Annotated in this window: 12 protein-coding genes and 2 pseudogenes; 11 read left to right on the forward strand and 3 right to left on the reverse strand. The window is 57.8% G+C overall.

What is annotated here, in order from left to right; all coding sequences use genetic code 11:
* Window positions 1–260: 260 nt before the first annotated feature.
* The 5 genes from rutA to rutF all read left to right on the forward strand — a co-directional run bounded on the left by rutA (window position 261) and on the right by rutF (window position 4,008).
* Entirely contained in the window at window positions 261–1,343 is a 1,083-nt protein-coding gene (gene rutA / locus AUC61_RS22610) for a pyrimidine utilization protein A (RefSeq protein ID WP_243248418.1), read from the forward strand.
* A complete protein-coding gene (gene rutB, locus AUC61_RS22615; RefSeq protein WP_279291152.1) occupies window positions 1,343–2,083 on the forward strand; it encodes a pyrimidine utilization protein B in 741 nt (246 codons plus the stop codon). The genes rutA and rutB overlap by 1 nt, the downstream gene beginning before the upstream one ends.
* Window positions 2,084–2,092: 9 nt before the next feature.
* Window positions 2,093–2,476, forward strand: a complete 384-nt coding sequence (rutC, locus tag AUC61_RS22620) for a pyrimidine utilization protein C (RefSeq protein WP_027898842.1) — start codon at window positions 2,093–2,095, stop codon at window positions 2,474–2,476.
* A 211-nt stretch (window positions 2,477–2,687) separates the two neighbouring features.
* On the forward strand, window positions 2,688–3,467 hold the full coding sequence (gene rutD, locus AUC61_RS22625; protein ID WP_243248419.1) for a pyrimidine utilization protein D: 780 nt from the start codon (window positions 2,688–2,690) through the stop codon (window positions 3,465–3,467).
* 13 nt (window positions 3,468–3,480) lie between these two features.
* Complete coding sequence (rutF, locus tag AUC61_RS22630) at window positions 3,481–4,008, forward strand: NADH-dependent FMN reductase RutF (protein WP_243248420.1); 528 nt, start codon at window positions 3,481–3,483, stop codon at window positions 4,006–4,008.
* 132 nt (window positions 4,009–4,140) lie between these two features.
* Here rutF and AUC61_RS22635 read toward each other — a convergent pair whose 3' ends face one another.
* Window positions 4,141–4,494 (reverse strand): hypothetical protein, encoded by a 354-nt coding sequence (locus AUC61_RS22635; RefSeq protein ID WP_243248421.1) that lies wholly within the window; start codon window positions 4,492–4,494, stop codon window positions 4,141–4,143.
* Between the two features lie 222 nt (window positions 4,495–4,716).
* On the opposite strand from AUC61_RS22635, the gene AUC61_RS22640 reads away from it, so the two are divergent.
* Window positions 4,717–5,409, forward strand: coding sequence for a hypothetical protein (locus AUC61_RS22640; RefSeq protein WP_243248422.1), 693 nt, complete (start codon window positions 4,717–4,719; stop codon window positions 5,407–5,409).
* A 161-nt stretch (window positions 5,410–5,570) separates the two neighbouring features.
* Here AUC61_RS22640 and AUC61_RS22645 read toward each other — a convergent pair whose 3' ends face one another.
* Entirely contained in the window at window positions 5,571–6,080 is a 510-nt protein-coding gene (locus AUC61_RS22645) for a YciE/YciF ferroxidase family protein (RefSeq protein ID WP_243248423.1), read from the reverse strand.
* Between the two features lie 468 nt (window positions 6,081–6,548).
* Between AUC61_RS22645 and AUC61_RS26770 the strand changes: the two are divergent.
* From AUC61_RS26770 to AUC61_RS22660, 4 genes and pseudogenes are all read left to right on the forward strand, one after another.
* Window positions 6,549–7,481: pseudogene (locus tag AUC61_RS26770) on the forward strand (HAMP domain-containing protein); the annotation flags it as partial.
* Between the two features lie 258 nt (window positions 7,482–7,739).
* Window positions 7,740–8,339, forward strand: a pseudogene (locus AUC61_RS26775) (methyl-accepting chemotaxis protein); the annotation flags it as partial.
* 130 nt (window positions 8,340–8,469) lie between these two features.
* A complete protein-coding gene (locus tag AUC61_RS22655) occupies window positions 8,470–10,584 on the forward strand; it encodes a TonB-dependent siderophore receptor (RefSeq protein WP_243248425.1) in 2,115 nt (704 codons plus the stop codon).
* Between the two features lie 16 nt (window positions 10,585–10,600).
* A complete protein-coding gene (locus AUC61_RS22660; protein WP_243248426.1) occupies window positions 10,601–11,329 on the forward strand; it encodes a DUF4198 domain-containing protein in 729 nt (242 codons plus the stop codon).
* Window positions 11,330–11,523: 194 nt separating this feature from the next.
* On the opposite strand, the gene AUC61_RS22665 is transcribed toward AUC61_RS22660, so the two are convergent.
* Complete coding sequence (locus AUC61_RS22665; RefSeq protein ID WP_243248427.1) at window positions 11,524–12,684, reverse strand: acetyltransferase domain-containing protein; 1,161 nt, start codon at window positions 12,682–12,684, stop codon at window positions 11,524–11,526.
* 253 nt (window positions 12,685–12,937) lie between these two features.
* Between AUC61_RS22665 and AUC61_RS22670 the strand changes: the two genes are divergently transcribed.
* Complete coding sequence (locus AUC61_RS22670) at window positions 12,938–13,975, forward strand: ABC transporter substrate-binding protein (RefSeq protein ID WP_243248428.1); 1,038 nt, start codon at window positions 12,938–12,940, stop codon at window positions 13,973–13,975.
* Window positions 13,976–14,001 lie beyond the last annotated feature (26 nt).

Raw genomic sequence — 14,001 nt, forward strand, 5'->3', positions numbered from 1 at the left:
CGCTGCTACAGCCCGGTTTTAACTGCGAGACAGCGCGGCACAATTAAATCCAGGCCCCTGCCCCGTCTGCGTGCACCACGCACAAACCAAGTGCTCTAATCCAGACCAAATGGTCTGAAAACCCGACCACTCACCAACCAACCCTTTGTTTTAAAACGACAATCAAAAGCTGGCCTGCTTCATGCAAAACGGCTTGTGTAGCGTGCTGCCGGACTTCGCCGGGCGCACCGTCATTGCCACCGCATGCAAGAGGCCTTCACATGGATATTGGAATCTTCATCCCTATCGGTAACAACGGCTGGCTGATTTCCAGCAACGCGCCGCAGTACATGCCGACGTTCGAATTGAACAAGACAATCGTGCAGAAGGCCGAGCATTACGGCTTCGAGTTCGCCCTCTCGATGATCAAGCTGCGTGGGTTCGGCGGCAAGACCGAGTTCTGGGAACACAATATGGAGTCCTTCACGCTGATGGCGGGACTCGCCGCTGTTACCAGCCGCATCCACCTGTTCGCCACCGTTGCGACCCTGACTATCCCCCCGGCCATCGTCGCGCGCATGGCCTCGACCATCGACTCGATTTCCAATGGGCGGTTTGGCGTAAACCTGGTGACAGGCTGGCAAAAACCGGAATACGAGCAGATGGGTATGTGGCCGGGAGATGACTTCTTCTCGACCCGCTATGAATACCTGGCCGAGTACGCCCAAGTGCTGCGGGACCTGTGGAGCACCGGGCACAGCGATCTCAAAGGCAAGTACTTCACCATGAACGACTGCCGCGTCAGCCCTAAACCTCAAGCCGAGATGAAGCTGATCTGTGCAGGCCAGAGCGAAGCGGGCATGGCCTTTTCTTCGCAATACGCCGACTACAACTTCTGTTTCGGCAAAGGCGTGAACACCCCGATGGCCTATGCGCCGACCGCTGCAAAGCTGATCGAGGCCAACGAGAAAACCGGCCGCAACGTCACCTCATGCCCACTGTTCATGATCATCGCCGATGACACAGATGAAGCCGCCCGCGCCCGCTGGGAGCACATCAAGGCGGGTGCCGACGAGGAGGCGATTGCCTGGCTCAGCGATAAAGGCTCCGCCGACAAGAGCCCCGGTTCGAACATGCGCCAGATGGCCGACCCGACGTCAGCAGTGAATATCAACATGGGTACGCTGGTCGGTTCATGGGCCTCGGTGGCACGCATGCTCGACGAGGTCGCGACCGTGCCGGGCACCCAAGGCGTGATGCTGACCTTCGATGACTTCGTCCAGGGCGTGGAGGATTTCGGGCAGAAGATCCAGCCGCTGATGACCAGTCGCCAACACATCAATCTGCTCAAGGAATCTGCCTGATGAATGCCCTCGCTCCCGTTTCAGGCTATCTATCGCCAGACACCAACGAGCCCGCCCGCCAATTGAAGGCAAGCCCGGAACCGCTGAGCATGAAGGCCAGTGAAACAGCTCTGATCGTGATTGATATGCAGAATGCCTATTCGACGCCGGGCGGTTATCTGGACCTGGCCGGGTTCGATGTGAGCACTACCGGCCCGGTGATCGCCAGCATTCAGAAAGCGTTGATCACTGCACGCGCGGCGGGCATGCCGGTAATTTTCTTCCAGAACGGCTGGGATCCGGAATACGTCGAGGCAGGCGGCCCGGGTTCACCCAACTGGCACAAATCCAACGCGCTGAAAACCATGCGCAGGCGCCCCGAGCTGCAAGGCCAGCTATTGGCCAAAGGCGGCTGGGACTATCAGTTGGTGGACGAGCTGCAACCACAGCCGGGTGACATCGTACTGCCGAAAACTCGCTATAGCGGCTTCTTCAATACCAGCTTTGACAGCGTGCTGCGCAGCCGTGGCATTCGCAATCTGGTGTTCACCGGAATCGCTACCAACGTCTGCGTCGAATCGACCCTGCGCGACGGCTTCTTCCTTGAATACTTCGGTGTAGTGCTGGCCGATGCCACGCATCAGGCAGGGCCTGCGTTCGCTCAGCAGGCGGCGCTGTTCAACATCGAAACATTTTTCGGCTGGGTGTCCAGCGTTGAAGATTTCTGCAGCACCTTCACCCCACAAACGACCACTCTCTGAGGAAAACCCATGACCAAGAAAGCGATCATTCCTGCTGGCACCACCAAGCCAATCGCCCCATTCGTTCCAGGCTCCATGGCTGACGGAGTGCTGTATGTATCCGGCACCCTGCCCTTCGACAAGGACAACAACGTCGTGCATGTCGGCGACGCGACCGCGCAGACCCGCCATGTGCTGGAGACCATCAAGAGCGTGATTGAAACCGCAGGCGGCACCATGGACGACGTTACGTTCAACATGATCATGATCAAGGACTGGGCCGACTACGCGAAGGTCAACGAGGTCTACGCCGAATACTTCGCCGGGGAAAAACCTGCGCGCTATTGCATTCAGTGCGGGCTGGTGAAGCCCGAAGCGCTGATCGAGATTGCCAGCATCGCCCACATCGGCTGATTTCTCCGGGTGTAAAGCAGGCCGTATCGGATGGCAAACATTGGACCTGTAGGAGCTGCCGAAGGCTGCGAAGCATTCATATAGGCATACCGCGATCGCAGCCTTCGGCAGCTCCTACAGGTCCGACGTTTGCCGCGAAATCGAGGCTCAACATTGATGAGTCCCCTCCCCATAACAAACAGGCACATGAGCGTCTGAATTGGAGCCTTGCATGCATTACGAAATCCTCGGCAATCAGGCAGCTGACGCGCCGACACTGGTACTGAGTTCAGGCTTGGGTGGTTCGGCCCGGTTCTGGGCACCGCAACTGCCGGTGCTGACTGAGCGCTATCGGGTGGTGGTTTACGATCAGGCCGGAACTGGCCGCAGCCCGGCGACCCTTGCCGAGGATTATTCGATTGCGACCATGGCCACCGAATTGCTCACATTGCTCAACCGTATTGCCGTACAGCACTGTCACTTCATCGGCCATGCGCTGGGTGGACTGGTCGGACTGGAACTGGCTTTGCAACGGCCGCAACTGTTGCGAAGTATGGTACTGATCAACGCCTGGAGCAGTCCAAACCCACACAGCGAGCGCTGCTTCGCGGTGCGCAAGAATCTATTACGCGACAGTGGCCCGGCGGCTTACGTTCAGGCCCAGGCGCTGTTTCTCTATCCCGCAGACTGGATCGCCGGGCACGGTGCCCAACTGGCCGAAGACGAAGCTCACGCACTGGCGCACTTCCCCGATACCGATAACCTGCTACGCCGAATTGCCGCGCTTCAGGCCTTTGATGTCGAAGGTCAGTTGGCGAACATCAACACGCCCACGCTGCTGATCGCCAACCGCGACGACATGCTGGTGCCCTGGCAGCGCTCGCAACACCTCGCCGATACGCTGCCCGCCGGGCAGTTGGCGTTACTTGAATATGGCGGCCATGCGTCCAGTGTCAGCGACGTCGAGCCATTCAATCGTGTTCTTCTCGACTATCTGGCCAGACAGGCCTGAGCGGAGATATCCCATGCAAGCATCCGAACTTCTCGCGGTCGCCCAGACGTTGCTGCCAATCCCTCAACAGGATTACCGCAATGCGATGGCCGGCCTGGCCGCAGCCGTCAATGTGATCACCACCGACGGCCCGCATGGCCGCTTCGGGTTTACCGCTACCGCAGTGTGCAGCGTCACCGATACCCCGCCGACGCTGCTGGTCTGCCTGAACCGCTCGGCGTCGGTCCACGCGGCGCTGACGGCCAACGCCACACTGTGCGTTAACACCCTGACCTGTGAGCAGCAAGACCTGTCCAGTCTGTTTGGCGGTAAAACGCCGATGGCCGAGCGGTTTGCTGCGGCGCAATGGGAGTCCTGGGTCACCGGTTCGCCGGTACTTGAAGGTGCTGCCGCTTCCTTTGATTGCAAGGTCAGCCAGACCGTCAGTGTCGGCACTCATGACATTCTTTTCTGCGAGGTTGTAGCGCTGAGTCGACAGCAGGATGCCGCGGCGCTGGTCTACTTTGATCGGGGATATCACGGGTTGAGTGCAGTGGGGTGACAGTTATCTTTATCCGCCGCATAACCGGTAGGAGGCAACTTGTTGGCGAGGCTTTTTACCCTGTGTTAACTCGACTAACGCCTCGCCAACAAGTTGCCTCCTACCAGTAACGTGTTTCATCTGAAAATGCTGTCACTCAACCCGCTTGATCGATACCACTTCAAAGTACTTGTATTTCTCTTTCGCAGCCGCCTTGCGGGCCTCTTGCTCGGCGTCAAAGGTGCTCAAGGTTTTGGCTTCGTGGACAAACAGTGTTTCCTCGCCTTCAAACTCTTTGGTCACCCTCAAGGTCACCAGCAACGCCGGGGACAAGCGTTTGGCTTTCGGGCGCGGCGCCGGGGACGGTGCTTTGGCAACTGGCGCAGGCACAGGCGTCTGAACCGGTTCGGGCTTGACCTCTTGTTCTACAGGTGCTGGTGTCGCCGGTGATGGAACATCCAGCCCCAGCGCTCTGCGCATATCGTCTTCAGTCAAGCCTGTGCTCATGTGCAACTTTCTCTGTTGGTCAGTGATTCAAGGGCGCGATGATCAACAGCCGCGGGGGAAAACACAAGTACAGCATTGTACGGTTTTGCTAATGCTTGTCTAAAACGCGCGAAATAGACCACTCGGGCATTGGTCCGTGACAACCGGGCTTGGGTCCACTAGATTAAGCGCCCCGAAAGGCCAGTGACTTTTCGCGCCTCAAACCTGAAATAGTGAAATTCAATGCTTGATTCCCAGACAACTGAATCCGTGATCTCCTCCAAGCTGGAGTACGAAAACTCCATCGGTCTTTCACAGCATGTGCCTCAGGCCAAGACCATCAGCGAGATGGTGCTTGATGCATTCCAGACCGCCAAGGAAAGCGACGAAATCCGTCAGCTGCGGGCCGCGATCCGCCAGGCCCAGGACGATTTCGACGACGACAAAGCCTACGAACTGATGGGCGAACTGAAACGTCTCAAGGACGCCGAGGCGGCCGACAGCGCAGCGTTGGCCGACCTGAGCACGCAGTTCCCGATCAGCCGGATCCTGTCCAGCTATAAAGACGATCCTGCCTTTCAAGAGTTGGTCTACAGCCTGGCTCTCAAGGTGCTGAACCAGACTCATCAGGCAATCAGCAACCCGAGCACTGGCAAAACCAAGGTGGCCCGCGCCAAGAAAGAAGCCGAGGTCTACACCATCAGCAAGGACGGCCAAAGCGTCAGCCTGCCTTTGCGTACCCCGCGCTCCAACCTGAATGTCGACCGTGAAGCCTTTGAATTCCTCGGCTTCACTTTTGTTGGCGAAGGCGACGAAGCTGCCCTGCAGAGCGAGACATTCACCGATAACGAAGGCAACGAGTTGCCGGTCAACCGCAAGAATGTCGTCACTGCGCTGCAACAGGGCAAGGCGTTTGAGGGTTACAGCATCGCTTGATAGAGGATGTATCTCATCAAAAACTGACTTGAAACACCCGCCCTGTAGGAGTGAGCTTGCTCGCGATTGCAATTGATCAGTCAAAAGAAACTCGCCTGATTAATCGTTATCGCGAGCAAGCTCACTCCTACAGATGCTCGTTTCCTGCGAGACGACGCGCTCTACGACGCTATCGTCGCCGCCTGATTCCCGCCCTGCTCGGCAATGGCCGACAGCTTTTCATCCGCAGACTTTTCCTCTGCCAGCGTCTCGGCCAGTAGCTTGGCCGCGTCTTTCATGCCCAGCTGTTTCGCCATGGCAATCAACGTGCCGTAGGCAGCGATTTCGTAGTGCTCGACCTTCTGGCAAGCACCAATCAATGCCGCATCCAGCACCTCACCTTTTTCGATCTCCTCAAGCAGTTCCTTGCTTTCCTCGACCAACCCTTCCATGGCTGCGCATTTCATGCGTTTAAGCTTGAGCTCGCCTTGCTCTACCAACTGATCGATACGTTCGATCTGCCCGTAGGTTTCCTCCAGGTGCGCTTCAAACGCCTCCTTGAGCAGCGGATTGGTGGAAGCCCGCGCCAGCCGCGGCAAGGCTTTGGTGATCTGCTTCTCGGCGCTGTAAACGTCGGACAGCTCATGAATGAACAAGTCGGCAACGGTCGTTCTGGTGTTTGTCTTGGCCATGTCGGCACCTCGTCAATCGGTTATGGATCGTCTTTGGATTTGCGGACGTAAACCGCTGCGAAAACACCTGAATGACGCAACCGTCAGTTAGGTGGAGTAGTCCGCATGAGAGACCCTCAGACCATTGCGAATCAATGCCGACGAAATGCGCGAGTCGGTTATCGACATATTGTGTGAAGACCTTCAAGAACCCCTGCGCCTAGCCGATAGCCGGGTTACCACAACAATAAATTCGCAACACTACTGCGTGCCTGCCAAAACTGACCCGGGGTTTCACTCGGGACGTGAGCCAGAACTGCAATCGGAGCATGGATGAACATCAAACAGAAACTGACGTGGGCATTCGCGGTGATCGCGTCTCTGCCGATCATCGTCGTGGCCAGCATCGTCATCATCAACCTGCGCAGCGACGCGACCGATGACTTCTCCGACAGCAGCGGTCGCGAAATACGCCAGGTCGCCAACGCGATGCAGCTGTTTTTCGACGGGATCAGCCAAAACGTCGAATACCTTGCGGCCAACCCTCTGCTGACCGGTGCAGGCAATGGCCTCAAGAGCTACATGACCGCTGATCAGCAGAATGCTCCCGAGTCTGAGATCGACAAAAGCATCATTGCCCTGTTCAACCGCCTGGGCGTCAGCCACCCGGCCTACTCCTATATTTCCTACGGTCTGGCCAACGGCAGTTATGTGCCATGGCCTGAGGGACAGAAATTCGGCGACTACGATCCACGCGTCCGCCCGTGGTACAAGGCGGCCCTGGCCAACCCTGGCAAGGTGGTGCGCAGCGACGCCTATTACTGGGCGGCTGACGACGCCGTCATGGTCAATACCGGACGTACCATCACCAACGCACTGGGCAACCCCGGCGGTGTAGTGGGTATTGATGTGACGCTCAAGCAACTGACCAGCATCGTCAAGCAGATCAAGCTTGGCGAAAGCGGCTACCTGATGCTCCTGGAGAAGAACGGCAATATCCTGGTTGACCCGCGCAAACCCGAACACAACTTCAAGAAAATCACCGAGCTGGGTGACGGTTATGCGGACCTGGCGAAAGTCAGCAACGGACTGGTCGAAGTGACGCTGGATGGCGAACGCTACATGGCCAACGTGTTCCCTTCCGATCAGTTGGGCTGGAACTTCATCGGTCTGATCAAACAGGAAGAAGTCATGGGCTCGGCCACCCGCCTAACCTGGCTGATCGCTGTTATCGCCGCCGTATTAGCCGTGATTTTCGCGATCGTAGGAGCAAGCTTCGCTTCGCTCATCGTGCGTCCGATCCGCAGTGTGGCCAGCGGTCTGGAAGGCATTGCCCAGGGTGAAGGCGACCTGACTCATAACCTCGATGTGCGCGGCAACGATGAAACCGCCCAGCTTGCCAACTGGTTCAACAAGTTCCTGGCCGCGATCCGCAACCTGATTCAGCATATTGGTTTGGCCGCCAACAAGATTCTCGACACCTCCACCAGCTCGACTCAGGTGTCGAACAACATGGCCGACGCGGCCGGTCGTCAGCGTGAAGCGGTGGACATGGTGTCGACTGCATTCCACGAAATGGTCGCCACGGCCAACGAGGTCGCCCGCTCCTGCAGCCAGGCCGCAGACTCGGCAGACAACGGCCAGCGGCAGGCCCGTGAAGGCCAGCGGCAGATCGACGATGCGGTGAGCAGCGTTGATCAGTTGAGTTCTGAACTGTCCCAATCGGCCACCGCCATGGTGCAGCTGGAAAAAGACAGCAACGCCATTCAGTCGATTCTGGACACCATTCGCTCCATTGCCGAACAGACCAACCTGCTGGCCCTCAACGCAGCCATCGAAGCGGCCCGTGCCGGTGAGCAAGGTCGTGGTTTTGCGGTAGTTGCCGACGAAGTCCGCGCACTGGCCAAACGGACTGCGGACTCCACCGCCGAGATCGACAACCTGCTAGGCACCCTCGCCCGCCGGACTTCATCCGTGACGCAACAGATGAATGCCAGCCTTGCCGTGTCGCAGCAATCGGTCGAGAAAATCGGCCAGGCGCGCAGCAGCTTCGGGCAGATCCGTGAGTCGGTAGACGTGATCCGCGACATGAATACCCAGATCGCAACCGCGGCTGAAGAGCAGCACCACGTGGCGGAAGACATCAACCGGCACATCAGCCAGATCCATGGCGATGCGCAGTTGGTGGCCGAGCTTGCCGAGTCAGCCCGTGCCGACTCACGCAGTCTGGCCGCTCTGTCCAGTGAGCTGGACGGTCTGGTCAAACGTTTCCGGACTTGATGGGTAGCGGCGGGTCGAGATAAGCACTTCGACCTGCCGCAACACTCAGAAACATCCAGACATAAACACAAATAGAAATAATTCCTGATAGAGACGTTATACTATAACGAATCTATAAGGAATGTCAGAAATGCCCCCTCGCAAAATGGCCTCATTCGCAGGCCTCGCTTTTGGTCTTTTGGCGGACGCCAGCTACGCACAACAAACACCGAATACCTATGAACTCGACGCCGTCACCGTCAATGCCGATTCAAACTATGAAACGGCAACAGGTCCGGTCAGCGGCTACCGGGCCACCCGCTCCGCCACTGCGACTAAAACCGATACCGCGATCAAAGACATTCCACAATCGATCAGCGTCATCCCCGCCAGCGTGCTCAAGGATCTGGGCAGTCATAACGTGGAGCGCGCGCTGGACTATGCCGGTGGCGTATCGAAACAGAATAACTTCGGCGGCCTGACCCTCTACGAATACAGCATTCGCGGCTTCACTACGTCCGAGTTCTACAAAGACGGTTTCAGCGCCAACCGTGGTTATCCGAGCACACCGGATGCCGCCAACGTCGAGCGCATCGAAGTGCTCAAAGGCCCCGCTGCCAGCCTGTATGGCCGTGGCGACCCCGGCGGCACAGTAAATATCGTCACCAAGAAACCTCAGGCCGACGCCTTCACCACCCTGCAAACCAGCGCAGGCAGTTGGGATCGCTATCGCACCGCACTGGACGTCAACGCCCCGCTCAACGACGACAAGAGCGTGCTCTCCCGGGTGAACCTCGCGGTGGAAGACAACAACAGCTTTCGCGATCACGTCGAAAGCAAGCGGGTTTTCGTTGCCCCGACGTTCAGTTGGCAGTTGAGTCCAGACACGTTTCTATCGGTGGAGACCGAGTTTGTCCGTCACAGCTCGACCTTTGACCGCGGCATCGTTGCGCCCAACAACAAGTGGAGCGGCATGTCCAGGCGAACCTTCCTCGGTGAACCCAACGACGGCGACATTGATAACGACAACAACATGATCCAGGCGGCGCTGGAGCATCACCTGAATGACTTCTGGTCTCTGCGCCTGGCCAGTCATTACAAGGAAGGTGAGCTGTCCGGTTACGCCTCGGAAAGCCGCGCACTGAATGCCGATGGTCAGACAGTCAACCGCCGTTATCGCGAACGCGACATGAATTGGCACGACAGCATCACCCAGCTGGAACTGCGTGGCCTGGTGGACATCGGTAGTTGGGAACACCAACTGTTGATCGGTACCGAGTACGAGAACTACCGCAAGAACGAGCGCGTGACCAACACCGCAGGCGGTCCGTATGCCGTTGATATCTACCAGCCGGTTTACGGCCAGCCCAAGCCCAATGGTGTGCGCTCCGGCACGGATTTCTTTGAGCACGTCGAAAGCCAGGCGCTGAACCTGCAAGACCAGATTGTCTTCACCGACAAACTGCGCGGCATGATCGGTGCGCGGTTCGAACACATCGAGCAAAGCACCGATGACTACACCCGCGACGTCACCAATAAGCAGCGGCATGACGAACTGACCTATCGCGCCGGCCTGCTCTATCAGCTCACGCCGCAGATCGGCCTGTTCGCCAACGCCTCAACCTCGTTCAAGCCCAATAACGGAATAGACGCCGCAGGCAAGAGCTTCAAGCCCGAAGAAGGCGTTGGCTACGAGGCCGGGGTCAAGACCGAACTGTTTGACGACCGACTGAGCGCCACCGTCGCCGCCTTCCATATCGAAAAGGAAAACGTATTGGCGCTTGAGCCGGGGACCGACTCAAGCCAGGCCATGGGCAAGGCCCGCAGCCAAGGTGTCGACCTGCAATTCACCGGACAAGTCACCGACGCGGTGCGGGTCATTGGCGCGTTTGCCTACATCGATGCCGAAGTCACCAAAGGCGATACGGCGATCCCGACAGGCAGTCGCATCCTTGGTGTGGCCAAACGCAGCGGCAGCCTGCTGGGCGTCTACGAATTCCAGAATGGACTGCTGAAAGGCTCGGACGTGGGCGCCGCGTTTACTTATGTCGGTGATCGATCCGGCGAGGCAGGCACAAGCTTCGAACTGCCTGCTTATCAGACCGTCGACCTGCTGGCGCATTACAAGGCGACCGAACACGTCACGGTTGGCCTGAACCTGAACAACCTGTTCGACGAGAAATACTACGAGCGTTCCTACAGCAACTATTGGGTCGCCCCCGGCGAACCCCGCAATTTCACCGTCAGCCTGACCCTTAGCCTCTGATCAACAAGGACTTACCATGCACGTTACAAAAACTATTCTGGCCATGAGCCTGCTCGGCGCCCTCTCCATTCAACAGGCCAGTGCCCATGGCCTGTGGACTGAAGAACGTCGCGGCAACATCGAAGTGGTTTACGGCCATGGCGCCGAGGACAGCAAGTTCAAGGCCGAAAAAGTCAGCGGCGCCTGGGCCTACGACATCAACGGCAAGATGATCCCCGTGACCGTCGAACGCCTTGCCGACCATGCGCGGCTACAACCGTTGAGCAGGCCTGCAGTGATGTCCGTGGCGCTGAACAACGGCATGTGGTCGCAGACCGCCGACAAGAAGTGGACCAATGAAGGCCGCACCAAAATCCCCGGTGCAGTCACAGCCTTGCAGACCTTCAAGTACAGCCTGGCGATCTACGAACCGGGCGTGAAGTTGCCGACACTGAAAGGCTTGAAACTGGTCATCATTCCACTGGCCGACCCACTGAGCGTCGGCCTAGGCAAAGCGCTGCCGGTACAAGTACTGCTGGATGGCAAGCCATTGGCAGGGATCAAATTGTTCGGCGACTACCGCAGCCAGCCGGACGAAGTCAGCGCAACCACTGACGCTCAGGGCCGGGCCAATGTTGTGGTGCGCAACGAGGGCCTGAACATCATCGCCGCCGAAACCGTGGTGAAAGTCAGCGGCAATCCAGACATTGATGAGCAAGGGTTGTTTACTTCGCTGACGTTTGTGGGTGAGGCGCATCACGAGTGACAGCTTGAACTGGAATGCAATTCCTTGTGGGAGCTGGGCTTGGTCTGGGCGGCATTCCGACGATAAGGCTGGACGCGGTTCACTTTAGATCGTGTCGAGTCTTATCGTCGGAATGCCGCCCAGACCAAGCCCGGCTCCCACAGAGGTATTGCATTCCTTCATTCCACCGAGGTTGCCCCCAGTGGAACCAACTCTCAGAAATACTTCAACCAGGCAATATCTTTACGCCGCGCCTTGAAGCTGGCAAACGCCTTCACAGCCGGGAACAGTCCCACCGCCAGCAACACCGAGCACAGCCACACCGCGCCCACCGAATCAAAGCCAAAGTAATTGCCCTTGTTCGTGCCCCATATCGCCACGGCAATCAGGTACAGAATCTTCAGCACATACAGGTGCAGCAGGTAGAAGAACATCGGCGCAGCACCGAACACCAGCAACGGCTTGAACCACGCCCGCCCTGCCGCCTTTTCGAACCAAACCAGTAACAACATACCAATGCCCAGCGTCAGGCTGAGGAACAGCAGCGATGGCGGGTACTTGGTGATGTTGAAAAAGCTCATCACCGTCTGCACGCCAGTCTCGCCGACTGACCAAGGCTTCTCGCCATAGCCGTTCACCAGACGCAGCAGGAAGAACAGCACCAGCAGACCCAGGCCTGCCAACATCAGCCGGTTTTGACGCTTGCGAGCATCAGCTCCTGATGCGAACCACGGACCCGCCGCGTAACCCAATGCGATAACACCGATCCACGGCAGCAGCGGATATGAGGTGCGCAGACGCAGGCCATCCCAAGGCACCAGCCAACCGCGATCATGCAGGATCGCCCACGGCACATACATCGCCGACTCCTGCGTGAAGTGCAGCGTATCCAGCAGGTTATGCCCGGCAATGATCACCACACCGATCACCGCCAGCGCGGGCCTTGGCAGTTTTACCAGGATGGCCAGCGCCACCATGCTCAAGCCGATGGCCCAGATGACCTGCAGGTAAACCGTGGTCGGCGGGAACTGGAAGGTCCAGGCGAAGTTCACCAGCGTGACTTCCAGAGCAATCAGGAACAGCCCGCGTTTGAACAGAAAGCCAGACACCTCGCTCGCCCCGTGGCGTTCGCCATAGAGGTAAGCCGACAGCCCGGTCAGGAAGATGAACAGCGGCGCGCACAGATGCGCCAGTGTTCGGCTGAAAAACAATTCGGGCGGCGTGGTCGTCACGTCCATCGGGTCTGAAACCTGCAGATGCAGGAGGAAGGTTTCACGAACATGGTCGAGCAACATGAACAAAATGATCAGGCCGCGCAACGCGTCGATCGATTGCAATCGAGTGGAAGCCAACGGCTTCAGGAGATGGGTCGTCATTGAAAAGCTCATGGTGAGAGATTGGTGCCAAAACGAATCAGCAAACCGCAGTTGCCTGGATGCCGCGGACCTTGAAAATGGCCACCGATGTTATGTTATATCAACATTCAAGACAATTACTCCGGGCATTTGCCTTGGCTAGCGGGGAATGTCGACCTAACGTTATTCGCTAATGTTATTTAAATAATTTTTCTTATACCTATATCGTCTGCCCATCGTTTACATCTTTCTTTGTTCAACGCTGGAGCACGGCATGACCAAAACCTCGACGCGTCGCCCTCGACTTTCCCGGCTGGCCAGTTCACTGGGCCTGGCCGCCACGCTGCTGACCGGCAGCTTTGCCATGCCGACCGCTGCCCAGGCCGAAGGCCAGCTGCGTATCGCCGAGCAGTTCGGCATCGTTTATCTACTGCTCAACGTGGTGCGCGATCAGAACCTGATCGAGAAACACGGCAAGGCGGATGGCGTGGACATCAAGGTCGACTGGACCCAATTGTCGGGCGGCGCGGCCGTCAATGACGCACTGCTTACCGGCGCGGTGGACATTGCCGGTGCGGGTGTCGGGCCGTTGCTGACTATCTGGGACCGAACCCACGGCAAGCAGAACGTCAAGGCCGTGGCGTCGCTGGGTAACTTCCCTTACTACCTGGTCAGCAACAATCCGAACGTGAAAACCATCGCTGACTTCACTGAAAAGGATCGCATCGCAGTGCCTGCGGTGAGCGTTTCGGTTCAGTCACGTTATCTGCAATATGCGTCGGCCAAGCTGTGGGGCGATGCGGAATATGCCCGTCTGGACAAATACACCGTCAGCCTGCCGCACCCTGATGCCGCCGCAAGCATTATTGCGGGCGGAACCGAGCTGACCGGGCACTTCTCCAACCCGCCATTCCAGGAGCAGGAAGTAGCGGCCAAAGGCGTGCATGTGGTGCTTAACACCTACGACCTGCTCGGCCCGAACTCGCCGACACTGCTGTTCGCCACCGAGAAATTCCGCAACGAGAACCCGAAGACCTACAAAGCGTTCATCGAGGCGCTGAGCGAAGCTGAAGACTTCATTCGTAAAGACAAAGGCGCTGCGGCAGACACTTACATCCGCGTCACCAAAGCCAAAATTGATCGGGATGCATTGCTGAAAATCATCGACAACAAGGACTTCGAATTCACCATCACGCCGAAGAACACTTACCCGTTGGCCGAATTCCTGCACCGCGTCGGCGCGATCAAGAACAAGCCTGCGTCATGGAAGGACTACTTCTTCCAGGATGCCAAGCCGTTGCAGGGGAGTTAAGGAGTCTGGATGTTCCCTGTAGGAGC

The organism is Pseudomonas maioricensis (genome assembly GCF_022790535.1).
Classification (GTDB): domain Bacteria; phylum Pseudomonadota; class Gammaproteobacteria; order Pseudomonadales; family Pseudomonadaceae; genus Aquipseudomonas; species Aquipseudomonas maioricensis.